General features: G+C 58.4%; 20 protein-coding genes, 2 pseudogenes and 1 riboswitch. Of the genes and pseudogenes, 13 read left to right on the forward strand and 9 right to left on the reverse strand.

The genetic code is table 11. The annotated features are described in order from the left end of the window. Positions 1 to 233 precede the first annotated feature (233 nt). Entirely contained in the window at positions 234 to 440 is a 207-nt protein-coding gene (locus NKI10_RS28360) for an isopentenyl transferase family protein (RefSeq protein ID WP_352515270.1), read from the reverse strand. Between the two features lie 182 nt (positions 441 to 622). After that, positions 623 to 2,038, reverse strand: coding sequence for an oxygen-independent coproporphyrinogen III oxidase (hemN, locus tag NKI10_RS28365; protein WP_352515266.1), 1,416 nt, complete (start codon positions 2,036 to 2,038; stop codon positions 623 to 625). Between the two features lie 360 nt (positions 2,039 to 2,398). Between hemN and NKI10_RS28370 the strand changes: the two genes are divergently transcribed. Beyond that, complete coding sequence (locus tag NKI10_RS28370; RefSeq protein ID WP_352515265.1) at positions 2,399 to 2,671, forward strand: hypothetical protein; 273 nt, start codon at positions 2,399 to 2,401, stop codon at positions 2,669 to 2,671. A gap of 159 nt (positions 2,672 to 2,830) precedes the next feature. On the opposite strand, the gene NKI10_RS28375 is transcribed toward NKI10_RS28370, so the two are convergent. After that, entirely contained in the window at positions 2,831 to 3,673 is an 843-nt protein-coding gene (locus tag NKI10_RS28375) for an N-acetylmuramoyl-L-alanine amidase (protein WP_023671827.1), read from the reverse strand. Between the two features lie 273 nt (positions 3,674 to 3,946). Here NKI10_RS28375 and NKI10_RS28380 point away from each other — a divergent pair, with 273 nt between their 5' ends. Then, positions 3,947 to 4,258 (forward strand): SGNH hydrolase domain-containing protein, encoded by a 312-nt coding sequence (locus NKI10_RS28380; protein ID WP_352515263.1) that lies wholly within the window; start codon positions 3,947 to 3,949, stop codon positions 4,256 to 4,258. 103 nt (positions 4,259 to 4,361) lie between these two features. Here the strand turns inward: NKI10_RS28380 and NKI10_RS28385 are convergent, their stop codons facing one another. Together NKI10_RS28385 and NKI10_RS28390 are read right to left on the reverse strand one after the other, a co-directional pair. Continuing rightward, the gene (locus NKI10_RS28385; RefSeq protein ID WP_352515262.1) at positions 4,362 to 5,144 is read right to left on the reverse strand and encodes a hypothetical protein; all 783 of its coding nucleotides are present in this window, start codon (positions 5,142 to 5,144) and stop codon (positions 4,362 to 4,364) included. 484 nt (positions 5,145 to 5,628) lie between these two features. Then, entirely contained in the window at positions 5,629 to 6,177 is a 549-nt protein-coding gene (locus tag NKI10_RS28390; RefSeq protein WP_352515261.1) for a type IV toxin-antitoxin system AbiEi family antitoxin domain-containing protein, read from the reverse strand. On the opposite strand from NKI10_RS28390, the gene NKI10_RS28395 reads away from it, so the two are divergent. From NKI10_RS28395 to NKI10_RS28415, 5 genes and pseudogenes are all read left to right on the forward strand, one after another. Further along, on the forward strand, positions 6,151 to 6,558 hold the full coding sequence (locus NKI10_RS28395) for a hypothetical protein (protein ID WP_352515260.1): 408 nt from the start codon (positions 6,151 to 6,153) through the stop codon (positions 6,556 to 6,558). The genes NKI10_RS28390 and NKI10_RS28395 overlap by 27 nt on opposite strands. A gap of 517 nt (positions 6,559 to 7,075) precedes the next feature. Then, the gene (locus tag NKI10_RS28400) at positions 7,076 to 8,218 is read left to right on the forward strand and encodes a porin (RefSeq protein ID WP_352515259.1); all 1,143 of its coding nucleotides are present in this window, start codon (positions 7,076 to 7,078) and stop codon (positions 8,216 to 8,218) included. 18 nt (positions 8,219 to 8,236) lie between these two features. Then, positions 8,237 to 8,500, forward strand: a pseudogene (locus NKI10_RS28405) (thiazole synthase); the annotation flags it as partial. A gap of 21 nt (positions 8,501 to 8,521) precedes the next feature. Further along, a pseudogene (locus tag NKI10_RS28410) lies at positions 8,522 to 9,066 on the forward strand (thiamine phosphate synthase); the annotation flags it as partial. An 863-nt stretch (positions 9,067 to 9,929) separates the two neighbouring features. Continuing rightward, positions 9,930 to 10,424: a MaoC family dehydratase gene (locus tag NKI10_RS28415; protein ID WP_031198898.1), complete on the forward strand. Its 495-nt coding sequence runs from the start codon at positions 9,930 to 9,932 to the stop codon at positions 10,422 to 10,424. Between the two features lie 804 nt (positions 10,425 to 11,228). Here NKI10_RS28415 and NKI10_RS28420 read toward each other — a convergent pair. Together NKI10_RS28420 and NKI10_RS28425 are read right to left on the reverse strand one after the other, a co-directional pair. After that, positions 11,229 to 11,705, reverse strand: coding sequence for a type II toxin-antitoxin system VapC family toxin (locus NKI10_RS28420; RefSeq protein ID WP_023822889.1), 477 nt, complete (start codon positions 11,703 to 11,705; stop codon positions 11,229 to 11,231). Continuing rightward, on the reverse strand, positions 11,702 to 12,004 hold the full coding sequence (locus tag NKI10_RS28425; RefSeq protein WP_352862438.1) for a hypothetical protein: 303 nt from the start codon (positions 12,002 to 12,004) through the stop codon (positions 11,702 to 11,704). Before NKI10_RS28425 ends, NKI10_RS28420 begins: the two co-directional genes overlap by 4 nt. Before the next feature lie 397 nt (positions 12,005 to 12,401). Here NKI10_RS28425 and NKI10_RS28430 point away from each other — a divergent pair, with 397 nt between their 5' ends. From NKI10_RS28430 to metE, 5 genes are all read left to right on the forward strand, one after another. Beyond that, positions 12,402 to 12,746, forward strand: coding sequence for a recombinase family protein (locus tag NKI10_RS28430; RefSeq protein ID WP_352800681.1), 345 nt, complete (start codon positions 12,402 to 12,404; stop codon positions 12,744 to 12,746). A gap of 618 nt (positions 12,747 to 13,364) precedes the next feature. Beyond that, positions 13,365 to 14,702 carry a serine hydroxymethyltransferase gene (gene glyA, locus NKI10_RS28435; RefSeq protein ID WP_352862439.1) on the forward strand — a complete coding sequence of 446 codons (1,338 nt, stop codon included), beginning with the start codon at positions 13,365 to 13,367 and terminating at the stop codon, positions 14,700 to 14,702. A 53-nt stretch (positions 14,703 to 14,755) separates the two neighbouring features. Continuing rightward, entirely contained in the window at positions 14,756 to 15,931 is a 1,176-nt protein-coding gene (gene metK / locus NKI10_RS28440) for a methionine adenosyltransferase (RefSeq protein WP_023693516.1), read from the forward strand. Between the two features lie 109 nt (positions 15,932 to 16,040). Next, on the forward strand, positions 16,041 to 17,033 hold the full coding sequence (locus tag NKI10_RS28445) for an adenosine kinase (protein WP_352800679.1): 993 nt from the start codon (positions 16,041 to 16,043) through the stop codon (positions 17,031 to 17,033). A gap of 312 nt (positions 17,034 to 17,345) precedes the next feature. Beyond that, positions 17,346 to 17,546, forward strand: a riboswitch (cobalamin riboswitch). A 91-nt stretch (positions 17,547 to 17,637) separates the two neighbouring features. Beyond that, a complete protein-coding gene (gene metE, locus NKI10_RS28450) occupies positions 17,638 to 19,986 on the forward strand; it encodes a 5-methyltetrahydropteroyltriglutamate--homocysteine S-methyltransferase (RefSeq protein ID WP_352862440.1) in 2,349 nt (782 codons plus the stop codon). Between the two features lie 433 nt (positions 19,987 to 20,419). Here metE and NKI10_RS28455 read toward each other — a convergent pair whose 3' ends face one another. Beyond that, positions 20,420 to 21,475 carry a cytochrome-c peroxidase gene (locus NKI10_RS28455; protein WP_023671847.1) on the reverse strand — a complete coding sequence of 352 codons (1,056 nt, stop codon included), beginning with the start codon at positions 21,473 to 21,475 and terminating at the stop codon, positions 20,420 to 20,422. A gap of 911 nt (positions 21,476 to 22,386) precedes the next feature. On the opposite strand from NKI10_RS28455, the gene NKI10_RS28460 reads away from it, so the two are divergent. Then, positions 22,387 to 22,740 carry a hypothetical protein gene (locus tag NKI10_RS28460; protein WP_023671848.1) on the forward strand — a complete coding sequence of 118 codons (354 nt, stop codon included), beginning with the start codon at positions 22,387 to 22,389 and terminating at the stop codon, positions 22,738 to 22,740. A 136-nt stretch (positions 22,741 to 22,876) separates the two neighbouring features. Here NKI10_RS28460 and NKI10_RS28465 read toward each other — a convergent pair whose 3' ends face one another. Next, positions 22,877 to 23,845 (reverse strand): glycosyltransferase family 10 domain-containing protein, encoded by a 969-nt coding sequence (locus NKI10_RS28465; RefSeq protein ID WP_352723900.1) that lies wholly within the window; start codon positions 23,843 to 23,845, stop codon positions 22,877 to 22,879. Positions 23,846 to 24,900 lie beyond the last annotated feature (1,055 nt).

Below are 24,900 nucleotides of genomic sequence, written 5' to 3' on the forward strand. Positions count from 1 at the left end.
ATGGACGACCTGCGCGAGCACAAGAAGCTCGCTCTGCGCCAAGCCGCATGACCAGCATCATGGCCGCCCCATTTTGCAGAACTTGTCGCACACAACCGCTTTGCTCTCTCTACAAAGGCATCGGAGTTGCCGAGCCGCAACCGCCTTACATGCCACTGAAAGCGCCAGCCCGATGCTGACTCGCGCCATGTGAATTGAGAAGGGAGATCGAGCCGGCTTCGAGTGAGCCCAGGCTAAGATCTAAGCTCATCCACGTGCGTGATCAGCTTACGACGGGCAGTCACGGCGTGGATGTGCCCGCGGTTAGGAGGCGTATCCAAGTAAACCCGCTGGGTAGATTGCAGTTCGGGATCCGAGGCACGCCCGCTGCGCGTAGCGATTTGAGGACAGCATTGTACATGATCCAACGCAATGACCGACCGTCCGGTCTCTCGTGCAATTTAAATTGAAACGTCTGTCTTGCCGCTGCAGGTCGGCCCGTAAATCAAATGGATTAGCATGTGTTTACCGCTTAGAAGCCCTTGTTTTTCGAACTAACTGCCGACAACAAACTGGATAGGCTGTTCTCGTGGTTCGGTCCAGTTCACCAACGCCTATGTCGACATTTTAGGGCGCTTCACTACTAACGGGCACCGCACGATGGCAGCTCGTTCTCTCCGGCAAAAGATACTCCCTGTGTTAGCTTCCATGTTGTGTGCTTGCCCTCACCTGCGGGATACGGAAGGCCATCCCTAAAAGCATCGAATGCGGCAGCGACAGCGCGAATCCCAAAGCGATGCTCCCGCCGTACGCGGACAAAACCGTTTTCGAAGTCCACTATTCCGTCCTTGGCCAGCATCGCCAAACGCTCATCTGAACCGCGAAGACGGATCAAATCAGATCCGTGGGCGACACAGATTGCCGGCACGTCAGCCTCGAAATCGCACATTAATCGCTCGATGATTGCGGCTCGCAGGCGGTCGTCGTCTGTGAGGCGATGGCCCTTCGATGTCGCCAGTCGGCCAGCTGCGATGTGCCGGATGTAGAAATCCCGTGTAACTTCGTTTTGAACGTACCCCTGGCCAAAGCGGCCGATAGCCGACGCGCCGAAACCGATCAGGGTTCTGCAGGTATCGGCAGAGTAGCCCAACGAGTTACGTCGCAGGCGACCTGTTTCCTGTGCCAGCGCGAGCTCGTCGTGCGGCAAGGCGAAATGGTCGAGCCCGATCTCTCGGTAGCCGGCGGCAACCAGCGTCACGGCGGCAGCCGCATGCTGTTCAGCGCGGGCAGCGCTGTGGGGAAGAAATTCCGCCTCGATGAGGCGCTGGTTCTTTATTTGGGATGGGATATGCGAGTAGCCGAACAATGCAAGCCGGTCGGGGCGCATGGCGACCGCCGCCCTCGCCGTCTCGACGCACGACTCCACCGTTTGACGCGGCAGGCCGTAGATGAGGTCGAAGTTGATCCGGTTTACTCCATGCCGGCGCAGCATTTCCACGGCAGCCGACGTCTGGGCCTCGCTCTGGATTCGGTTGATCGCTTTTTGAACAATGGGATCGAAGCTCTGTACGCCCAGGCTCGCGCGGTTCACGCCGGCCGCTCCCAAGCCTTCCGCCATCTCGGGCGTGAGCGTGCGTGGATCGATCTCGATGGCGACCGAAGCTGTTTTCGAGATGGCGAAGCGGCATCGCAGGAACTCCATCAGAGCGAGGAACTCGGCTGGTCCGATGAGAGACGGCGTTCCGCCGCCGAAATGTATGTCGCTCACGGGCAGCGTCTTCGGCACTCGCTCGCAAACCAGACGGATCTCGTCACGCAGCGCCGCCAGATAGTTGAGGATGGGCGCATCATGGCGGGTGATGGTGGTTGGGAAGCCGCAATACCAGCAGGCTGATCGGCAGAACGGAACGTGCAGATAGAGTGACACCGGATCCTCAGCCGGCAGGTTCCTGAGCCATGCCTCATAAGCCTCGGCGCCGACCGCCCCGGAGAACTCCGACACAGCCGGATAGATAGTGTACCAAGGCAGCCGGGCCTCTCGAAATTTCGTGGTCTGCAAAGGCACAATCCCATACTGATAACAACCAACCCTACCCACCGCGCCCGCCTGGGTCCTTGCGCTATGTCAGTCCGTTCCGTTTGGGCTCGAATTTAGATCTTTTTTAGCAATGGGCCACAGGCGCCGCTGCCCATCACTTCGCGCTACGGCACCCTGAACGCCGTTTACGAGGCCCCGGACGCCGATGACTGGGAATCGACCAACTACGCCAATCTCGTCGGCTCGCCGGATGCGTCGACGCTGCGAGCGTCCGGCCGGCTCCGGGCCCTCAAGCGGCTCTTCGCGCCGACGCCGGGGGGGCAAGGACCTCCTTGACCAGGGCGCCAGCGTCGATTTGGTGTTGCCGGTGGCAAAAGCGTGATGGATCCGCTCTTCAATCGGATCCTGGGGGGACTGGCGCCCCTCAAAACCGGTGGCGCGGAACGAGCCCCGATCTGCATCTTGAAAGGCGCGTTTACCAGCCGATGGAGCGCCTCGACCGATCGCGTGCTCGACCGCTTTGAAGTCGCCTACACGCCCTCCCCGTATAATGCACCTGCAAACCGGCCCGTGCTCGCACAGCTGAGTGACTTCAACAAGCTGAAGCTTGCGCTGGCGGTCTTTCCGCTCGGAGTTTCAGCAATTCCTAGATGACTCACAAGATGCTAGCTCCCGTCCGCCATTCGTGCCCATTCCCAAAATACACCCGATTGCCCGCGCAGAACGGCGGACCCTTCTCGAGCACTGGCTCGCCTCAGAATGCCGCTGCCCCAGTAATGATCAACGTTTGGAAGATCATGGCGCGTGGTCGTCTCAGTTTTCATCCCCCTCCTCGGTTTCCTCGGCAAGAATCTCCCTCTCCTGCTCAAGTCTTCGAATAAGGCGATCGAACTCTTTGACCCCAATCGCGCCAGTTGAAACGAGGTGAAAGCTGGCATCTTTCGACAGCATCCCTGCCCACTCGCGCTGATCGCCGTGCGGGCTCGCCACTCGCTCGACCCCCTTGGGTTTGGCATGCGGGTCGCCGGTCAGCACCGGTGGCCATGAAAACCAATCATCCGCGTACGGGACCTTGTACGACTCCTTTGCCCAATATCGGTCATGGTCGAACCGAGGAACCCGATCCATGTCCACGCCCAGATCGTTCAATCGCTCGTAGAATCCCGTGTAATTGAAGTTCTGCGGGTCACTGTGGCCGTCCGGAATCCCGCGATCGACTTCTATATGTGGCACGATCGTGAGAACTCGATCGACCGTACGGCAAGCGCCAATATAACAAGCCGCTAGGCTCGTGTACTGCGCCGAGTTCGGAGAGCCCCCCTCCTCGTAGTCTATTTCAATGTTAATTGCCTTGCCCTTAAGGTCGAACTTAGGCAGCTTTCCGTTCTTTGGCTTCAAGCCGGACTCTGCCTTCGTCGCCCACACGTTCGTCTCTTGGAATGGCCACAAATGGACCACCTCTCCCGTTTTGAGAATTACCGCGTGCGACTTGTTACGCTTTTTCCCAATCCAAGGCTTCACTGTGTCGTAGGTGAGCTTTCCGTCCACGGTCTGGTGGAGGATGAAGTGAGTGCGCCCGGCGCAACTGCCATCCATAAGGTCACAAGCGTCCTCGAGGTCAGCCAATGGATCTGTCGAAATATCGTTAATGCCCATGTCCCACTCCTAGCAAATAAATCCCCGATACTAGCATAACGCCAATTCGGACGCAAAGTAGCCGAGGCCGGCTCGTAGCCGCACGGTCCGTTACAAGGACTCCGCCTTAAAGACCGTCTATGCCAACGGATTGGCCGAAAGACGAGGGCACTCTCGAAACCTTCCTGCACAAGCTGAGGCTGGAACTGGGCGAAGCCAAGTGAGCCAACAAGCCCTGGCTTCGGCTCAAGATCACAGGCCTTTGTTTGCCGGACCCCTACGTGGCTCTCATGGTTGAGCGCCAAACTAGGCTACAAGGTCAAACTCCGAGAGATCAATCCGGAGGCTGTAGTCCATCCCACCGTCGACGCACGCTTTGAGTTCAGCGACGTCCCGCAGTGCGCCGGGTTCGGACCTTACCGACCTCAGGCTCCACGCAACCACAAGAAGTTCGCCCATTTTTACATCGACCTGACCAACCAGTTCTGCGACGCCAAAACCTGCCACGTCTTCATAAACGGCAAGATCGCCTACCGCGACCAGCATCATTTGGCGACGCCGTTTGCGGAGACGCTGGAGCCGGCGGTGGAGAAGGCGCTGTTTTAGGGGGTGAGAAACCTAGGATTCAGCGCAATCGAAGAAGCCACTCCTATCTAACACCGGCAATTCCGGTCGAACATGATCAATCGCTGCCGCCAACCTGCGGCTGTTACTTGGATTTCGTACTTCTGCCGTCCTGGTTCTGAGCCCTCTTGGGCTTGGAGTTCAGCGGTACGTCGCGCCAATAATATTCCGCGTAGCGCGAGAAGGCCCAAATGAAGCTGGCGGTCAGCCAAACCAAGGAGATTAGGACAAGGGACAGAAGCAAATTCTGCCACCACGGAGAAATATCTGCCCATTGCCCTGGATCATACCTGTTCAGATCGGTGGAGGAGGAGGGAAGCGCGTTTTCGACATTAATCCCGATCCAGAAGACGATGTTCGAAACAATAAAGAGCGATGTGGCCAGGTAGAGCGTGATCTCAATCCGGTTCGATATTCGATCCGCGACGGTGACATTGAGCTGATAGAAAAACTTGGAAAAGAAAGTTACGAGAAAAAGCGTTGTCGCGGCAATGACCAGCGCCGGCACCAGACGCTTTATCCATGGATCGACCGCATCGATCGGGATGACGTTGAGATTGAATATCCAGTCCACGATCAGAGCGGTTCCACCGACTCCGATAGTGAAGACGAGAACCCGCGCGATCTTATCACCTTGCCGATAGAACCTTTGCAACTTTTGCCGCGCCGCATCGACATAACGGTTAGTGTCAAATCCATACTCGTCGAGGAAGGCTATGAGCGCCAGAATGATGCCGAAGAATGCATCGCCGAAGGATTTGCCGTAGACGCCGAAAAGCGCGTAAGTGATAGACACGGCTGCGACAGCCAGTTTCAGATTGAAATGTCTTGACCTGGGCGTAGCCGGTTTGTTCAGCAAATCGTTCACGGTTTCCCTCCGCTGTAACATTTCCCCGACAGCCAGAATAAGCCGGTTAGATCGAATTGCAATTGCGCGATGACGGGACGGTGTCGGTAGTAAGTTGCAACCTTTTTGGACCTTACAACCTGAATGAACCGAATTCACGCCCCTGAAATCGCTCACCTGTTAAATACTCAGAACAAGCTCGTCATTCATTACGACGTTCATTGAGCAGGATTGTTGAGCATTACCCTTTCATGAGCCCTGAACTCACGTGTGCTAGTGTGCCAGGCCTCTTGTCGCTGACCGTTCAGCGACCAGCAGGCGCGGTCTTGTCAATCACAGCTGAAATCGCCTTCTGCCACACGCCGACGAGGTCACGCGCTTTCACTACCAACTTTGCTCAACGGAAATTCTGGATCACGTTTGAGCACATGCCAATCTGAATTTTCCGCAACGATCTCTTTGATAATACTTCCGGGGTCATCCTGAGGTCACTCGCCTAGCCAGCTCAGTTCGCTTCAACGTAGGCAGCGGCTCGATACCGCCCATAGCCGACCTTCACGAACAGCCCTTCCTCGCACATCCGGGAGAGGTAGCACCGTGGGATGCCGACGTCGGTGAGATCGCGAGTCCGTACCTCGCCGCGTTCTTGCGCCAGAGCAACGGCGCGATTCCGGAGCGATGGTGGACGCCCATCTGCGAGGTGTAGCGCTTCCGCGCGCTCCCGATCACGTTTTCGCATTTGATGCGGCAGTGCCGCGTCCCGGAGTAGCGCTATGGCGAATTCGTATTTCTCAGATTCATCGATCCCGGAGAGCCAACTTCCAAAGATTTGGCCAATCGTGAGCATTGGCGGCGGCATAAGCCGCAGCTCTTTGTGCAGCAGATGCGCGAGGTTGGCGGCTTCGGATTTGAGGACATTCCACGCACGGCCGTTTGTTCTGCCCAATTGAGCGCGGATATCGTGCCGCTCATCTACCATGGAAGCAGTCGAACGACGCCGCTCGCTGGCAAAGTGTTCGCCTTGCGCTTGCCCGATCTCATCGATTTCAAACACGGGAAGCTTCACTTCGAAACGCGCGAAACCTTGTGTCGCACATACAACATAGACGCCACCGCTGACATTGTTCTAACCGGCGTCAATCACGATCATCGGATTGAACCGTGGTGGACCCTTGGCGAGCAGCGCACCGCCATCATTAGGGGGACAAAGGAACTTGGAATCGCGCTTGTAACGACCCCGAACTTCGGTCTTCTGCTCGACAATCCGCGAACAGATGATCTTCACGCGATAAAGCGTATCGCCATCACATTCGAAGAATTCCAGCGTGAAGGGATGGCCTGCGCACTCCATCCTAACGGCCGGACCTATCGGGACTTTGAGCGCTGGTCGAGATTTATTGCCGAGCGCTGTTTGGTGCAAGGCTGCAGCGCGTAGTTGTCGAGCATCAGCTCGCCAACATGACGGCGTCGTGCCGAGCGGTGCCGCCGCATGATGCCTCAACGTCGGGCTCACCACAAACAATGCTGTCCCCATTGAACGAAACTGTCGCGAAGCGAACAGTCGAACTGTAGCCGAACGTTTTCCGTTCGTGCTTGGGTGGATCCGCAAGGCAAAAACAAGGAAGTGCGAACCAAGGTCCGCCCGCACAATTGAGCTTCAAGCCGCAGCTGGTCGTCAGGCTGGCACGTCATTTGCGGTCGAATGCAGGACCCTTTGTGACGCCTACCTCTACCAGCTGAGTTGACTGTGATGATTGTACAAATTTTGCATACCTCCATCGGCGATAATTATGTTATCGGCAGCTAAAACCAAATATTGGACAACATTGACCAGGGTACATTCTAAGGCTTTCTCCAGAGCTTAGCTGACGGCGCAGCAAAACTGCGCACGTTTCAAAGTTGTTCACGGAATCACTCGCGTCCACACTTTATTATTAAAGCGGAGATCGACAATGACCATTAGGAGCCTCCTCCTCGGCTCAACTGCGGCACTGATTGCCGTTTCCAACGCTCGCGCCGTCACCACCGCCGCCGAGCCTGACCCGACTGAGTACGTCAAGATCTGCGACGTCTACGGTTCGGGCTACGTCTACATTTCAGGCACCGAGACCTGCCTGCGAATCGGCGGCTCTGTCCGTTACAACGTCGGATTGTTTGACCACTCAAGAACCTCGGATGTGAGGACTGGTGAGCATCAGAGCGCGTGGCAAAACAACACACGCTTCACATTGAAAACCTGGACCGGCCAGGAGACCGAACGCGGGACGTTGAAGACCTACACCGAAACCCGCGTGAACTTCGGCAGCCACCAGACATCGGTTTCGGACAGTTCTCGGTCCTATGCCTTGAACGGAGGCAGCGGCCTGACTATCGCCTGGATTCAGCTTGGTGGCCTGCGAGTTGGTAAGGACCGGTCGGCTTTCGACATGTTTATTGGCTGCGCGGGTGATGTACTGAACCAGACGCCGGCTCCGTACGGCGCTTTCGATACCAATGTGGTTCAGTACTACTTGGACGCAGGGAACGGCTTTTCGGCCGTGGTTTCGCTGGAACAAGGCTCGGAGGTGGTCGGCACAATCGACAGCTACGCTCCCCACATAGTAGGCGGCTTGAAATACGCACATGGCTGGGGAGCGATCACCGGCGTTGCAGCTTATGATAGCAACTACGAATCGGTGGCCGCCAAGGTCCGTGTCGACATCAATGTCACCAACGAACTATTGCTATCCGGAATGTTGGGCTACGGTTCCCATGGCCAGCTCAACTACGGCTCGACGAATTCGGTAGACGCTCATGGTCGCGGTTTCTATAAACCTTGGGGTGGGAACTGGGCTTTCTGGGCTGGCGCCGGTTACGAGCTCACCGAGTCAGCTTCGTTCAACCTTCAGCTCTCGGGTGATCAGCTCAACAACTATGGTGTCGCTGCGAACGTCGCCTATGCGTTCCTTCCCGATTTCACAGTTACGGCTGAACTCGACTATGACCGCTACGGAGGCTCCGCCGTCGGAAAGGTGAAAGATTCCGAAGTGAACTGGACCAATGCCAACAAGAAGAGCAGTGTCGGCGGTATCCTGCGTTTCGAACGCTCATTCTAATGCGATGAAGCGTTGAGCTCCGAGGTCCAGTTGATGCGCGGACATTCCCCCTACATTCCGTTGATTGTGCATGCACGGCTCGGACGGCCGTCGTACGCGGCGACCGTCATAGAGCTCGGGTTTGACGCCGTGCTCCTGAACACGGCGGTCCCGAGGGCGGCCGATCCGGTCGGCATGGCGCGTGCGTTCGGCAAAGCGGTCGATGCCGGTCGTGAAGCTTTCAGCTCGGGAATGCTCGAACGGCGCTACCCACCGACGATCGGCAGGGCCGTCTTCTCATGAAGTCGTGGACGTGCCGGCTGGATTGACCGGCTGGTGCCGCTCGGCGTCCGTCTGGTGCAGCTCCGGATAAAGGATATGGACGAGAAAGGACTGCAGACGGAAATCCGCCGCGCGAACGACGCCTGCGCGGTCCATGGTTGCCAAGTGAGTCAACGACATTTGGCGCACGGCAATCGAGGAAGGCTGCGACTTCGTCCATCTTGGTCAAAAGGATTTGGCTGCCGCCGATGCTGGCGATGAAATACGTCGGATTGAAGCTCGGCCTGTCGATCCACGATCACACCGAACTGGAAACGGCGCCAGTGGCGGAACCGGAGTATGTGGCGCTCGCCCCAGTCTATCCAACAGCCTCAAGAAGATGAATGGGCGTCGCGAGGACTCGAGCGGATCAGCGGTGGAAGCACCAGGTCGCGCCGATCCCATTGGTCTGCATCGGCGGCCTCAACCTGACCGTCTCGAAGGCGTTTTTTGAGGCTGGCGCGGAAAGCGCAGCCGTGGTCACCGACTTTGCGCTGAACGACGCCCCAGAAGCGCGCACGCGAGAATGGATCGAAAGACCAGAGCAATGGCGCCGAGGCGAGAACCGCATGTGCTCGTTGCTGTCGGGTCAGACACCAGCGGTGGGGGCTGGAATTGCCCGCGAGATCCAGACGATCGCTTCCAGTGGCGTGCGCACCTGCCTTGCTGTCAGCGCGCTGACGGTGCAAACCCATGAACACGCCTGGAAATCCAAGTTACGCAACCCCGTCCGGTGGCGGATCAGATGCGCGCTACGCTTCAGCCTAACAGAGTGGCCGCCACCAAGATCGGCATGCTCGCAACGGCTGAGATCGATCGTCGCTGCGGTTGCCGCTGTGCTGCGCGAATATCCGCGCACCGACAATCCAGATCCGGTGCTGGCTTCCACGTCAGGCCGAGCGTTCTTGAAGCAAGCGCCATCCCGCATCATGAAGTAGCATCTGATGCCGCTTTGCCGAGTCGACACCCAATGTCATTGAACTGGGCTTCTTGCCGGCTCAGTGCTACTGGTGAATGAGGCCGGCGCGGTTCAACAAGGACCACAAGCCATCCCGTCTGCTGGACTCCTCCAAATTCGAAACACGGATGGTTCCTATCCAGACAATTGATTTTATCAATCTGCGACAATACCGCATAGCGGCGCCGGCGGAATGATCACCGGTAGCAAGACGAGCTGTTTCGTTGGCCTGCAGGACGCGCACCGCGACCGAGGTACAAGCCAGCCCGTCTGCGGCCATGTTCGGATCGGGCGCATCGGTGCGCCGATGAGATTGCCGGCGGAACGTTCTATTCGTGCAGCTGTGACGGCAGTCATCTCACCGGCGCCATCCTGCCGATGGATGGCCGGCAGTCGGTGCAGCATGGGCTGACACTGTTCGGAATGAAGCCGCTCGCGCTTCGGACGGTTGAAATGGAGGACATTAGCTTGGAACCGATCAGTCTCGACGAGCTTCTGGCCAGCGTCGGCAAGGAAGTCGGCGTGTCGCCGTGGCGGGTGGTCTCGCAGCGGATGATCGACCAGTTCGCCGAGGCCACCGATGACCACCAGTTCATCCACTGCGATCCGGAGCGCGCCAAGCGCGAGACGCCGTTCGGCGGCACCATCGCACATGGCTTCCTGTCGCTTTCGCTTTTGTCGGCGATGACTTTCGAGACCATGCGGCCGCTCGAAAACTGCAAGATGGGTGTCAACTATGGCTTCGAATCGCTGCGCTTCCTGGCGCCGGTGAAAACCGGATCTCGCATCCGCACCCGTTTCGTACTGGCCGACGTCAAGGTCAGGCCGTCGGGCTGGGTGCAGACGGCGCTGGGCGTGACGATTGAGATCGAGGGCTCGAAAAAGCCGGCGCTGACCGCGCGCTGGTTGACGCTGACGCTGATCAAACGCCAGCCGGAGGCGGCCTGAATTGCTCAACGAGCGTCAGCAGAGACGATCTTCACGTGCCGGGGCGATGTAGGCGACCAGTGCGCCTCGATCGGCAACGCGGGGCCACGGGGGTCGGCTAAATAGAGTGGCAGGAATGCCTAATCGGGGCTCCGTCTCGGAAGAGGGGTCGATGTATCGGAAGCGCTGCGGCTTTCGGCGCTGCATTCCTTCTTCACGAAGGTTCATGGAGAATTCCCAACCACGGGGTCGAAAGATCGGCTTGTGATTGGAGTGGGCAGATCCTCCCGGACTGAAACTGCCAATAGGGTGTTATCGAGTCAACCGGGTCGAACTTGAGGTCGCGGGTGTCGCTGATCGGCTGCTCGTCGAGCTCGAGAGCTGCCAGCTAACGGCAGAACACGGCTATGGCAAGAGCTCCGCAGTTGATGTGGATGTCCAGAGCTGGGAGTGCAGACCGACGAGTTCCCAGCGGGCGAACTTGCCATTGGTAGCGCGCCAGACCAGTGGCGAGAAACCCTCGATGAGAAGGCCCCCGAGGCGCACGCGGGATGGACTACAGTGGCGTTTGGCGAGAGGGCCTTCGAAGACGAGATCGAGTGTAAGATGGACGAGCTCGACACGCGTATCGCGCAGTCCCTGCGATCGCGCCTTGTTCGCGGCGCTCGTGCGTGCGAACTGTTGGTAGATCGAGCTGACTAGATGAACCGGGATGGCATTAAAGCGGAACTGGAAGAGACGTCCCTGGCCGAACTAAGTAAGATCAATCCAGCCATCGCTAAAGGTAGGCGAACGAGACGTTCGGACTCCGTGCCGCTGAAATCCTCAAATTGAATCGGCCGGACCGTTGGAGCTATCATCACCCGCTTGGCTTCCAGAGCTACGGAGCGGGTTGATTACCTGAACGTCCTCGAAGTCCTTTTCATTGTCGGTCACTACGACACACTCGTTGACTTCGGCTACAGCGGCAATGATTGTGTCTAGGGCGCTCCGCGAACGGCCTCTGGCTTTGCCGTTGGCCATCAGCCGCGCCCACACGAGGCCAGCTTTCTCGTCGAACGACAGCACGCGGCCAGCGAACAGCGCTTGCGGGCCTTCGGAGCCCTCGAACCAAGTTTCAAGGCTGCTGCGCTTTTTCCCCTTCGGCTTCTCTAGGATGCCTCGGCGAATTTCGGCGACAGTAAGCGAAGCAATGAAGAGGTCTTCGTCCTTCTGCGCGCCCATCCAGGCCAGCAACGAGCCCGAAGGCTCCGGCTTTATGACATTGCTGATGATATTGGTATCAAGAAGGTAGCGCGTCACAGGTCGATCTTGCGCCCCTCTTCGCGCGGCCGGCTGAGGTCGAGATTGGAGCCAACCAGAGGCGAGCGACGCAACGCGGCGAGAATGCTGCCCGCTTTCGGTGGCTCACCCGCCACGGCTTGCTGTATGGTCCGACGAAGCTGTCGGGCATCCGGCCCGCTCTCCGTTAATTTTCGGGCAAGAGTTCGCAGTAGATCGCGGTCTGCGTCGAAGGCCTGGATCTCGAACCGCGCGATGCCGCGCTCAGCCAGGCGAGAGCGATAATTCTCGATGGCTCTCTTCTGTGCAGGGTTGCCCATCGCGTGCCTCCGTTCTCTATCCGGATATATAGCCATGGCTTCTTCGGAGCACAAGGTGCCCCGTCATCGGCCAGCACTGGCTCCTGCGCGACGCGCGTTATTGATCACAGAGAATTTCCACCTTGTCGAAGCACTGTGACCTGGCATCATTGTCGCAAAACGAAGTATTTCGCGTCAGGACAGGAACGCGATCATAGCGCGACCTAAACGTGCAACCGCCGAAAAGCTTCGTGGTCGCCGGCGCTGCCCGCGAATCGGCTGTGCCTGCGTCGCCGAAGCCCGATCGACGCTTCGTCAATCTGGTCCGGCTGCTGGCGCGACAGGCCGCACGGGATTTCATTCAAGCCGAAACGGATAGCCAGACGCGAGACCGCGTCCCGGAGTAAGGGGCCGCCTCATGAAGGTCGCGCTTGGCGCTCGCTACTCAACTGACAATCACCGGGACACCTCGATCGAGGATCAGTTGCGGCTCTGCTGCTTGCGTGCTGAAAAGCAAGGCTGGACAGTCGTCGGCAGCAATACCCACCGCGCGATCTGCGGCGCGTCGCTGTTGCGTCCCGGCCTTCAGGAGCTGATCAGCGATGCGATGCAGGGCAAATTCCTGATCGTGCTCGCAGAGGCGATGGATCGCCTGACCATGACCGCTGCAAACCGGGAGCAGGCCAGGCTGGGCAAACGTTGTAACAGATCCTTCAAGAAAATTCATAGACTCTTAGCAACTCCGGCTCGGTGTGAATGGTAGGCTTATTGCAACGTCTGAGGTCAGTGGTTCCAAAACGTGGCCCGCTTATCTTCGACTCGCCGAACTGCTTGCAATTTCGGCTAAAGGCAAAAGAGCGCGCTTTGTTGTTCGACAGGGCGATATCGGCAGTCGCCACAGCCACCGAGATTTGTCCGGTCGTTGGACAACCTTCAAAAGCTGCGACTTCTGTGGAGGACGCGAATGAGAAATTCGGTAGGACTTGGTCCTGACCCATGATGACACTGGTCAGTCGCCTACGCATGGCAGCGCATTCTGAGCGCCTTCGAATCCTGGGCCTTTGTGCGCATGCAGACCTAACTGTCTGCGAGCTAGCCGAGATTCTGGGTCTATGCCGAGAGCGGGTTGCGCGACACGTCCGGCTGCTCGCCAGAGCCGACTTTCTTTGCTGCAACGAACAGCCTCCGTGGCGCTCGTACCATCTCAAAGCAGGATCCAACGACGGCGGGCTGGTTCAATTATTGATCGATCTCCTGCCCCATCGCGACGGCTATCATAAACAGGACCTGCAGCGGCTCGAAGCGGTACGACACACGCGGCCGAAGGGGACCGCGTGCTTGATCGTGAAATAGGTCAATCCAATTGGAGCGCGAAGCTACCATGGACAACTCCGCCGACGGCCCGATCGCACAGCCCGACACTCACGGGCGGTCTTCCTTGGCCGCGGTTGATCGCCGCGTTCACGAGCTGCTTCTGAGACAGGAGCGGCAGGAGCGGACGACCCTCAAGCTAATCGCCTCAGAGAACTTTGCGTCCTCGGCCGTGCTTGAAGCGAACGGCTCGATTTTCACGAACAAGTACGCCGAGGGGTACGCCGGTGCGCGCTACTACGCTGGAAACGAGATCGTTGATGAGCTTGAGAAGCTAGCCATTGAGCGCTTGAAAACACTATTTGGCAGCGAGCATGCCAACGTCCAGCCTTATTCCGGCTCGCCGGCCAACCAGGCTGTCTATCGTGCGCTTTTGAGTCCCGGTGACAAAGTCATGGGCTTGCCCCTTCCGGAAGGGGGCCATCTGACTCATGGTTGGGCCATCAACTTTTCCGGTACTGACTATCAACGCGTCCCCTATGGGTTGGATGAAACGACACAGCAGATTGACTATGACCGCTTGCGCGAGACAGCCAAGCGGGAACGGCCGCGGCTCATCTGGGTCGGCGGAACTGCTTACCCGCGTGTCTTTGACTACGCGGCAATGGCAGAAATTGCCCTGGAAGCGAACTCCTATCTCGTAGCCGACATTGCGCACATCAGCGGCCTGATTGCCGCGGGAGCGCACCCGAATCCCGTGGGCCATTGCGACGTGGTCACCAGCACGTCCCATAAGTCGATCCGCGGTCCCCGCGGTGGCTTCATTTTGTCAAGGAACGAAGATCGCTATCAGGCCCTGTACCATACAAAGAGCAAATACAATCTCGCCAGACGAATAGACCGGGCGGTCTTCCCTCACCTGCAAGGCGGACCTCACATGAATGCCATCGCTGCGCTAGCGGTTGCCTTGCACGAAGCCGCGAACCCGTCCTTCCGAGGCTACGGCCAACAGACGGTCAAGAATGCCAAGGCTCTGGCACATGCACTGCTTGAGCGAGGTTATGACCTGGTTACCGGGGGGACGGACAATCACATGCTGATCCTTGATCTTCGCGATCGGCCACTATCGGGCAAGGCCTATGCCGAGCGACTAGCAAAGGCAGGAATCATCACAAACTTTAATATGGTGCCTGGCGACCCGCGGCATCCGGCGGTCACAAGCGGAATTCGCCTGGGGGCGCCAGCAGTGACGTCAATGGGCATGCGCGATGTGGAAATGGTGCAAATTGCTGGCTTCATTGACTCCGTCCTCCAGCGGCCAGACGACGAAGATCTCCATGCCTGCGTGCGAAGAGACGTTGCCGACTTGTGCGCTGCGTTCGAGGTCCCGGGCATCTCCGACAAGTAAGGTGGGCCAAGCAAAATGCCCATCCCACATCCAACATCCGAAGCGAGGTATTCATGGCTAGGCAGTTCGTGTTCTCTTCCGAATCGGTTGGCGCGGGGCACCCGGATAAGTTGGCCGACAACATCTCGGATGCCATCCTCGATGCCATCCTCCGCACAGATCCCAAGGCGCGCGTCGCCTGTGAAGCGTTGGTAAAATCAGGGATAGTCGTTCTGGCTGGCGAGATCACCAGCGATGCCCAGGTGGATTACAGCCAAGTTGCGCGCGATACGATTCTCGACATTGGGTACGACGACGAGGCCGTCGGCTTTGACGGCCGGCGTTGCTCCGTCGTTCATGCCCTCACCGAGCAGTCGCCCGACATCAGCCAAGGCGTTGACGAGGGAAGAGGGCAAGACCTCCAGCAGGGAGCGGGAGATCAGGGCCTCATGTTCGGCTACGCATGCCGCGAAACCGATACCCTGATGCCTTTGCCGATCCAACTCGCTCATCGCTTGACGAAACGGCAGGCGTATGTCCGGAAGGCACAACAGCTTGGCTGGTTGCGTCCTGACATGAAATCCCAAGTCTCAGTGCGCTATGAGGGGTTGCGCCCGGTCGCCCTGGATACCATCGTCGTGTCGACGCAACATGACGAGCAGGTCTCGCAAGAGACTGTCCGCGAGGGCGTCATTGAGGAAATCATAAAGCCTGTCCTGCCGACCCACCTGGAGACGGAAGGCATCAGAATTCTGGTCAACCCGACGGGGCGGTTCGTAGTCGGCGGGCCGCGCGGCGACTGCGGTCTCACTGGACGCAAGATCATCGTCGATTCCTATGGCGGGATGGGTCGTCATGGTGGCGGCGCCTTCTCGGGCAAGGACCCGTCCAAGGTTGACCGCTCGGCTGCCTATGCAGCCCGCTATGTCGCAAAGAACATCGTCGCTAGCGGACTTGCGGACGTGTGCGAGGTGCAGCTTGCTTACGCAATCGGCGTGGCCAGTCCGGTTTCCGTCATGGTCAACACGTTCGGGACAGCCAGGGTTGAGGAAAGCAGGATCGAGCGCCTCATTCTTGAGTTGTTCGATCTCAGACCGAAAGGCATTATCAAGATGCTTGATCTCTTACGCCCTATATATCGCAATACAGCGACCTATGGCCATTTCGGCCGTGAAGAGCCTGATTTCACCTGGGAGAAGACAGACAGGGCGGACGAATTGCGTCGCGAGGCAGGACTCGCCGCCCCGTGAGAAGCCGCCGGCGAACGGATTGGCAAGCGGAAAGCCCATTTCCACCGGGCAGACCCGCGCCTGGCAGGCGTGGCGAGAAGCCGGCTCGGGTTTTTTGGCGGAGACATTGATGCCGGATTATGACGTGCTTTGCATCGGCAATGCCATTGTCGACATCATCGCCCAGTGCGACGAGGCATTCCTCGAGATCAACGGCATCATCAAGGGCGCGATGAACCTGATCGACACGCGCCGCGCCGAACTGCTCTACAGCCGCATGGGCCCGGCGATCGAGGCCTCCGGCGGCAGTGCCGGCAACACGGCGGCGGGCGTAGCCAGCTTCGGCGGACGCGCCGCCTTCTTCGGCAAGGTCTCCAACGATGCGCTGGGCGAAATCTATGCGCACGATATCCATGCACAGGGTGTCGCCTTCGACACCAGGCCGCTCAAGGGCGAGCCGCCGACGGCGCGCTCTATGATCTTCGTCACGCCCGACGGCGAGCGCTCGATGAACACCTATCTCGGCGCCTGCGTCGAGCTTGGCCCTGAGGATGTCGAGGCCGACAAGGCATCCGGCGCCAAGGTTACCTATTTCGAGGGCTATCTGTGGGATCCGCCGCGCGCCAAGGAGGCGATCCGGCAGACGGCGAAGCTCGCACACGAGGCCGGACGCGAAGTGTCGATGACGTTGTCGGATTCGTTCTGCGTCGACCGCTACCGGGACGAGTTCCTCGAGCTGATGCGCTCGGGCACTGTCGACATCGTCTTTGCCAACAGCCACGAGATCAAGTCGCTCTACCAGACAAAATCCTTCGACGAGGCGCTGGCGGCTATCCGCAAGGACTGCAAGATTGCCGCCGTCACCCGCTCCGAAAAAGGCTCAGTGATCGTGCGCGGCGACGAGACCGTCACCATCCAGGCGACGACGATCCGCGAACTGGTCGACACCACCGGCGCCGGCGACCTCTACGCCGCTGGCTTCCTCTACGGCTACACGACCGGACGCAGCCTGCAGGATTGCGGCGATCTCGGGTCGCTGGCAGCCGGGCTGGTGATCCAGCAGCTCGGGCCAAGGCCGCGGCAGAATTTGCGCCGCGAGGCGGAACGGGCTGGGTTGCTGTAGATGCGCGGGCAACTAACCAGCCGCCCTACTGACGCGATGACCGCAGTGGCGGAACTGTGTCAAAGCTCGCTGCGATCTTCTGCATTCTAACGACGTTGTCACGCGCTTGAAGTCTTGTCCGAAATCCTTCATGGGCGACCTGCGAGGGATGTCGCAGCCCGACAGGAATCCATTAGTTGGACAATGGTGGCAGCGCAGCAGCGCAGCCAATGGGCGACTGAATATTTCACAATGTTAGACAAGCGTAAAAGCGCGATCGCATAACGACATAAACATTTGGTTATGCGTCATTGACAGGAGAGCGGATTGTTGTGATTGTCTGCGTGTCGTGGTTCTTCGCGTGCGGCGCTGCCGCAGCGAAGCTAAGAGGGAAGCCGGTGCGATGCCGGCGCTGCCCCCGCAACTGTTAGCGGCGAGCCAATCCACTCATCTCACTGAGGCGAATACCCTCGGGAAGACGGGTAGAGGCTATGACCCCGCGAGCCAGAGACCTGCCACGGCGAATTACGTCCACGGGCGGGGTGTCTCGGTGGCCGCTGCAACCGGCGTGCCGGCCTGCTAGCGCCTTCCTTGTCACCGACGCCCCCAACCATCGGGGTATGACATGACTGTCTCTCAGCAAATTCCTGTAGCAACGCTCGGCGTGCCGCGCTTCGGTCGTCGGCGAGAACTGAAATTCGCCCTCGAAAGCTACTGGTCCGGAACATCGTCCGCTGGCGACCTTCTTGCGACGTCGAAGGCGCTCCGAGCCGCTAGCTGGGAAGAGCAGCGCGATCGCGGCGTGTCGAAAATCCCGTCGAACGACTTCTCGCTTTACGACCATGTGCTCGACACCGCAGCCATGGTCGGGGCCATTCCATCCCGGTACGGCTGGAATAGCGGCGAGGTCCCACTTGACATCTACTTCGCAATGGCGCGCGGCAACCAGGGTCAGACGGAGGATTGTGGACACGCTGGTCACCAGGAGGAGGCTCATGGACCTGGTGTAACCGCGATGGAAATGACCAAGTGGTTTGACACCAACTACCACTACATTGTGCCGGAACTCGATGATGATCAGACGTTCGCCCTCTCGTCATCGAAGCCGGTCGATTACTTCCTCGAGGCTAAAGCTCTCGGCATTCACACACGCCCAGTCATCCTTGGACCCATCACCTTCCTCAAGCTGGCGAAATCGCGTGCCGAAGGGTTCGGTCCCATCGCGCTCCTACCGCGGCTGCTGCCCGTTTACGAGCAAGTCCTGCAGAGGCTGAAGCTGTCGGGAGCCGACTGGGTGCAGATCGATGAGCCAGCGCTTGTCCTCGATCTGAACCCGAACGAACGAGCTGCGTTCGAATTCGCCTATGGCCAGCTGTCGAAAGCCGCGCCCGAGCTGAAGATCATGCTGGCTACGTATTTCGGGTCGCTGGGAGACAATCTCGAAACCGCGGTTTCTCTGCCCCTGGCCGGCCTGCATATTGATCTCGTGCGCGCTCCCGAGCAGCTGGAAACGGTGGGTCGGCTCGCTCCGAAGGATCTGGTGCTCTCGCTCGGCTTGATCGATGGCCGCAACGTCTGGCGTGCGAACCTGCCCGCCATTCTCGACCGCATCAAACCGATCGTCGCCGGCTGGCCCTTGGACCGCGTCGAAATCGCGCCTTCTTGCTCGATGCTGCATGTGCCGATTGACCTGCGCATGGAGACGGAACTCGAGGCCGACATCAGGTCGTGGCTCGCCTTCGCGGCCCAGAAGACCGACGAGCTGGTCTTGCTGGCCCGGGCCCTTTCCAAAGGCAGGGATGCGGTGGCAGCCGCGTTGAAAGCTTCTGCCGAGGCTGCCGCCACTCGCTTGACGTCCACGAAGATCCATGACCCGCTTGTTGAGGGGCGGATCGCCAGCATTGACCGTAGCATGAAACGACGAGAGAGCGCTTTTGGCGAGCGCTCCAGAGTCCAGGCCGGCACGCTCGGGCTGCCGCCGTTCCCGACGACGACAATCGGGTCCTTCCCGCAGACGCCGCAGGTACGCCGCGCGCGGTCCGCTCATGCGAAGGGCCAGCTCAGTTATGTCGACTACGAGATTTTCCTGAAGAAGGAGATCGAGTCAGCAATTCGTTGGCAGGAAGAGATCGGGCTGGACGTGCTGGTGCACGGTGAGTTCGAACGAAACGATATGGTACAGCATTTCGGCGAGCAGCTGTCCGGCTTCGCCTTCACTCAGCATGCCTGGGTGCAAAGCTATGGGTCGCGCTACGTGCGTCCCCCCATCATCTTCGGGGACGTATCGAGGCGCAATCCGATGACGGTGCGCTGGTGGCAATTCGCCCAGTCGCTTACGGAAAAGCCTGTGAAGGGAATGCTCACAGGCCCAGTGACCATTCTCAACTGGTCCTTTGTTCGAGACGACGTACCCCGCTCCGAAGCCTGCCGCCAGATCGCGCTCGCCATCCGCGACGAAGTGACGGATCTCGAAAGGTCCGGCGCAAGGATGATCCAGATCGATGAGGCCGCGTTTCGCGAAGGATTGCCACTGCGCCAATCTGACTGGAAAGCCTATCTCGACTGGGCTGTCGAATGCTTCCGGATCGCTTCAACGGGTGTAAAGGACGCGACTCGAATCCATACCCACATGTGCTATTCGGAGTTCAACGAGATCATCGACGCGATCGCTGGAATGGATGCGGATGTCATTTCGATCGAGACGTCGCGCTCCAAGATGGAACTGCTGGACGCCTTCACGAGCTCCAAATATCCGAACGAGATCGGTCCCGGCGTCTATGACATTCACTCACCACGTGTGCCGGAGGTCTGCGAGATTTCGGACCTAATCATGCTTGCCCGCGAGCGACTGTCCGACGGCCAACTGTGGGTAAACCCGGACTGTGGCCTCAAAACACGCAAGTGGGAGGAGGTCCGCCCTGCCCTCATTAACATGGTCGCTGCAGCGCGCGCGCTCCGGGAGAAAGTGGCTTGAGGCTTCTCCTTCCTCACCGTGTGGTGAGCTACCGGCTGGCTCCTGTCGGCCGTGAACATGCCAAACCGGCACACTCTTGGAAATGAGCCACTCGGCGCAAATGTGCAATTTCCCTACGGCACGTGTCTTAATCCCGCAGAAATATAAATGTGGCACTACGCTATAATATTGGTTCCTTGGGGACATACAGGCCCCGCGCCTCGAACAAATCGGACACGCGTCGTTTCTCAAAGTAGACTGCTTGGCGCGTTCGCTCAGGACAATATATGGTGCTGCGTCTGTCCGCCCCCAGTTGATCGCGCAGACTACGGGCGAGGTGGCAGGGTTCGGGTATCGCTAGCGTCCCGCCAATTCGGAGATGGACGTCGCAATTCGTGTCGCCAAGTAAAAATCGCCAATCATTTTCGATTGCGAGTCCGCGGCCAGTTGGCCCTTATTTTCCTGAGATCTGCGTTACAGGCCGGGGCGTTGTCGCCGTTTCTGAGGGTAAGATGGGATAGGCGACGTCAGGTGCCTCTCCGGTCAGCGAGTTGAGGAAGGCAACAAGCAGGTCAACTTCTTCGTCCGCCAGTACTACGCCGAGCTGGGTGGTCCCCATAATGGCGACGGCCTGTTTCAGATCCCAAACCTTGCCCGAATGAAAGTATGGCGCGGTGAGTGCAACGTTGCGCAGCGGCGCCACGCGGAAGACATAGGAATCGTCGGCTGCATTGGTGACCTCAAATCGGCCCTTGTCTTTGTCCGGCAGGACTTCGGCGCTGGGCCGTTCCACGAGGCCGAATGGGTAATAGGCTTGCCCACCAACGTTGATGCCGGCATGGCAGGACGAGCAGCCTTTGTCCATGAAAAGCACCAGGCCCTGTTTCTGTTCGGAAGTCATGGCAACCTCATCACCATTCAGGAAGCTGTCGAACGGGGCAGGTGTGACCAGTGTCGCCTCGAAGGCTTCGATCGCCTTGGCGAAGTTGTCGAAGGTGACCCGATCGGCTTCAGCCGGAAAAGCTGCATCGAACCACTCGACATATTGCGGCATGGACTTGAGAGTGGCGATGAGTTGGCCCGGTGTATTGGCCATTTCGATCCCGGCTTGGACCGGTCCCTTCGCCTGAGCCTTCAGGTCTTCGGCACGACCATCCCAGAACTGGGCGATATTGAAGACAGCGTTCAGTACAGTCGGCGCGTTGCGCTGTCCCTTCTGCCAACCATGGCCAATCGAGGTTTCGTGATTGTCGTCGCCGCCGGTGGCCAGGTTGTGGCATGAATTGCACGACAAGACGCCTGACGCCGAGACGCGTGGATCGAAGAACAGTGCCTTGCCGAGAGCGATCTTTTCCGGGGTGATCGGGTTATTGGCGACTGTCGGCGTGGTGGATGGCAAAGCCGTGAAGGTGGCCAATGCCGTATCTCTGAGGTCGGTGGGGATCCAATCCGCAGCAAAGGCGGTGGGTGCCAGCAAGGTGACAGCCATCGTACTGAATAGGATTTTCATAATTGGTCTTCCTGCGTCGTCCACGCAGCCATTATGCGATCTGCGGCTCATGAACGCCCTGAGCTAGATCAGCTTGAGGGAGAGGACGGGGTCTCACACCTGTTTTCGCAGCTGAGCTGGGACCCTCTTGGAAGTGATCGCTCTTCTCGATTGGACTTCAGGGAGGAGGAGTATCCCTGGTTGGCAACCGGTTTTATGCATCAAAGCACGCCCTGAGGGCGGCTTCGTAGATTCGGTCACTGCGATCTTCCAGCCAAGGTTGAGAAAGTCGACAGCATCCGCAAGACTGGCAATCTCTTGCACGATGTGCGCTGCACGCCTCGCGAAAAGTGAGCTTCTGAAACGTCAGGGTTCATTCGTTCCTCCTGACCTGCTGATTGCGTGAATCGGCCTTGTCGACACCCGCCGACTGCACATTGTGATGTCACCAGCGATGGCGGTTTCAATACCTAAGCAGCGACGGTCTATGCGACAGTATGGAGGTCGTAGCGGAATAGCCGTTCTGCCTTCATCGATCGTCACACCGGCATATAGCTCCGCTTCTACGAACATCCCATCACGCGAGGATGGCGCGGCGCTTGAGCAGGTCCACCCGCTGCAACTGCCTCACACCTTGATCCACAGATCCTAGGCGATGACCATGTTGTCGTCATCATTTGACGGGCGCGGGGCATTGGCTCATAAGCGAGCCACGGCAAACTGTGCGGTTGCCAGTGCGTAATGAAGTGAATTGGAATGATCTTCGGTTTGGGAAACACGCACGTCCGACGCAGCTTGCGTTGACAGAGGCGGTTTTAGGCGCAATAGCACCTCCGCTGGCCTATTTTGTGGAGTTCAATTGTGGTTCGGCCAAAGGCGCGGGGCGCCGGACCGGCCCCTTGTAAACGTAATCAAAGAGAGAGAGACCCTGCATGGAAGAAATCTTACCGCGCATCGCCACTGGTGCCGGCATCGGCCCGGCTGTCGCAGAGAAGGCCGTTGGGTTAATGCTGGGTTTCCTGCGGAGCCACGCGGCCGACGGTCCCGGCGCGCGCATGATCGAGGCCATTCCGGGAGCTTCGGAATTAGTAGCGAAGTATCATGGGGACGACCCAGAGGGTGGCGGCCTTATGGGGCTCGGGCAGCAATTGATGAGTGAGGGTCTCAGCATGGCAAAGATCGCCGCCCTCGCCAACGAGACGATCGCCTGCGCCAAGGAACATGCCGGCGACGAACTCGTGGACGAGGTCCTCAATTCCGTTCCTGGCCTTCCCCAGTTCGTCTGATTAGCGGCAGCCGGGGCGCATGACCTTGTGCGCCCGTGCCGGCCCGTTTGCGCAGCAGGCATTCTCCGCCGGGCGTTCCGCACCGATCTCGTGAGACCACCAACCGCCGGGCACGCGGAGCGAGCGCTGGAGTACTTCATTCGTCTATCGAAAAATCAACTTCAGGCGATTCGATGTGTATAATTTCTGGCGGTAAGGGTTTATCCTGAACGCTTTCGATGAAGCCCGCGAGATAGGCAAACGTATTGTATTTCTCGAGGACTAGCCGCTTCGCCTCTCTTATTGCGCCGCGACGTTCCTTCCAGAGGTCTGAGTTGATAATTTCTTGAATTTTTTGGATTACGTTCTTGTCCTCTGGGTCAATCAGAACCATAGAGTCCGAAGGGAAGAACCTCGTGATTGCCGGGCTGCCGTAATAGATCGGCATTGTTTCAGCGACGAAGCAGTCCATAAGCTTCTCTGTAAAATAGTAATCAGCACGAGTATTCTCGAACGCTATACTGTAGCGATAAGGTGCGAGTGCGTTCCATTTATCTCCAATCAGCCGAAAACCTCGGCCGAACAGGTCAAAATCGAGCTCCTTTCTTAGCCGTTCCAGAAACGCCAGCCGATAGCGATGTCCTTTAAGCAGGGCGATGTTACTGGTAATCCATGAGAGCCGAAGTGGCTTATCCATGACTTCGCTGACCAGAAGTTGGTCATATGTCTTGTTTACAGACCAAGACCGAGTGATCGGTGGAGACAAAACGAATCGGCGAGCTGCATTCTGCCGAGCAACCAGCTCTGCGTCAGACGTCAGGACGATAGTATTTTTCCCCTGCCCTTCATGAAATGCACGATGAGCTTTCGTCGGCGGTTCGCCGATTGCAAAAATTGTCCTGTTGGGGCTCGCCTCGATATCAACAGGGAGCCCAAAAAGAGAAGCAGAGTTAAAGACAATATGCCAATCGGGCACGAAGGATGTCGTGCGTACAAAAGCGACATTGTTCCAGATTCCACTGCCCTTTGGAGTGAGGTGGTGGATTGCATCATCCAAAACGCCCCAAGAATCTAGACATGTAGCAACAATGGGCGCCGGGCGTTCCGTCAACAATTTGGCCGACAAAGCAGTTCCACTCCCTTCACTCGTGAAGGTACTTCAATCGCCATTCAGGATTGCGGTAACATCGGGCAGCATAAACCTTCCGGAACCTGCTGTCGAGGCAATTGTCGCTTTGCACTTGACCAGGTTCTTCCTCGCTTCGTGTGGTGATTAGGCCGGCTGAGTGGCAGCATGCGTGCCTAAGGAGTTCGCAGCCGGCGCTGCCTAATGGTACGTTTGATCGTCTTCAGGCGGTTGATCAGCCCTTCCGCCTCGGCCGTTCTCCACGGCAGTTCAATGGCATCGCGAACGGAGTCAACGTCACGGCGTAGGACCAGACCGAAACGCGTGATGGCGATGAGCCGGGTGACGCCAAGTCGATCGAAGTGCCGAGCTTGCCCAACTCACAGGCCCCGCAAAATGCCGCGGAAGGGCAAGGCAAGCCTGCGCATAGTGGCAAACTCATGTCATCCCTGCTTCAGGACGTCGACCTTTCTGGCCTGGTTGATCGTCAGCACATCCGGAGGCTTCATGCAGAGGGCCTCGGCGACTACCGGCGAGATCACACGGCCGGTCGCGGCATTCTGTATGAGGACGCGTCGCTGGCTGGTTGATGCGTATGATTGATGCAGGCGGCTCACTGTCCTTGCCCGGCCTCTCGGCGCGGCGCCAACTTGCGAGAAGCCGCTCCAGATTCGAGAAGCTGCCGGTCGCCGCGCTGTTTGATATCGTGGAACAGGTGTCATCCGCAGCCATTGCCGCCTCTCCAGGACCGGCTAAGAAACGCCTCGAAATACATTGATGTCCTAGGTTTATCAGCGGCGGTTCCCAGCCCCTTTGCAAGAGCGGCTCACCGGCGATGAACTTACATCACTTTGGCCATTGCCAATGAACGTTTGTTCCATCGTCCCTGACGCCCACCATCAAGCGACCACTATCGCTCGATTTCACAGTCCAAAGAAGCAAAGCGAGACAAAAACAGCGCGCTTAGCCTCGAGGCTACTAGCGACTTCGGCGCTAAGTTAGAGCGGCACGCGCCACGCACCTCGGCAGGGTCGCCAACAACGAGTGGCTCAGCG

The sequence above is a fragment of the Mesorhizobium sp. M0802 genome (assembly GCF_040320115.1).
GTDB lineage: Bacteria > Pseudomonadota > Alphaproteobacteria > Rhizobiales > Rhizobiaceae > Mesorhizobium.

Bases quoted from the DNA above. Each gene is read 5' to 3' on its own strand.
- NKI10_RS28370 (WP_352515265.1), top strand. From the start codon at position 2,399: ATGGATCCGCTCTTCAATCGGATCCTGGGGGGACTGGCGCCCCTCAAA.
- NKI10_RS28375 (WP_023671827.1), bottom strand. From the start codon at position 3,673: ATGGGCATTAACGATATTTCGACAGATCCATTGGCTGACCTCGAGGAC.
- NKI10_RS28400 (WP_352515259.1), top strand. From the start codon at position 7,076: ATGACCATTAGGAGCCTCCTCCTCGGCTCAACTGCGGCACTGATTGCC.
- NKI10_RS28415 (WP_031198898.1), top strand. From the start codon at position 9,930: ATGGAGGACATTAGCTTGGAACCGATCAGTCTCGACGAGCTTCTGGCC.
- NKI10_RS28425 (WP_352862438.1), bottom strand. From the start codon at position 12,004: ATGGGCAACCCTGCACAGAAGAGAGCCATCGAGAATTATCGCTCTCGC.
- NKI10_RS28430 (WP_352800681.1), top strand. From the start codon at position 12,402: ATGAAGGTCGCGCTTGGCGCTCGCTACTCAACTGACAATCACCGGGAC.
- glyA (WP_352862439.1), top strand. From the start codon at position 13,365: ATGGACAACTCCGCCGACGGCCCGATCGCACAGCCCGACACTCACGGG.
- metK (WP_023693516.1), top strand. From the start codon at position 14,756: ATGGCTAGGCAGTTCGTGTTCTCTTCCGAATCGGTTGGCGCGGGGCAC.
- NKI10_RS28445 (WP_352800679.1), top strand. From the start codon at position 16,041: ATGCCGGATTATGACGTGCTTTGCATCGGCAATGCCATTGTCGACATC.
- metE (WP_352862440.1), top strand. From the start codon at position 17,638: ATGACTGTCTCTCAGCAAATTCCTGTAGCAACGCTCGGCGTGCCGCGC.
- NKI10_RS28455 (WP_023671847.1), bottom strand. From the start codon at position 21,475: ATGAAAATCCTATTCAGTACGATGGCTGTCACCTTGCTGGCACCCACC.
- NKI10_RS28460 (WP_023671848.1), top strand. From the start codon at position 22,387: ATGGAAGAAATCTTACCGCGCATCGCCACTGGTGCCGGCATCGGCCCG.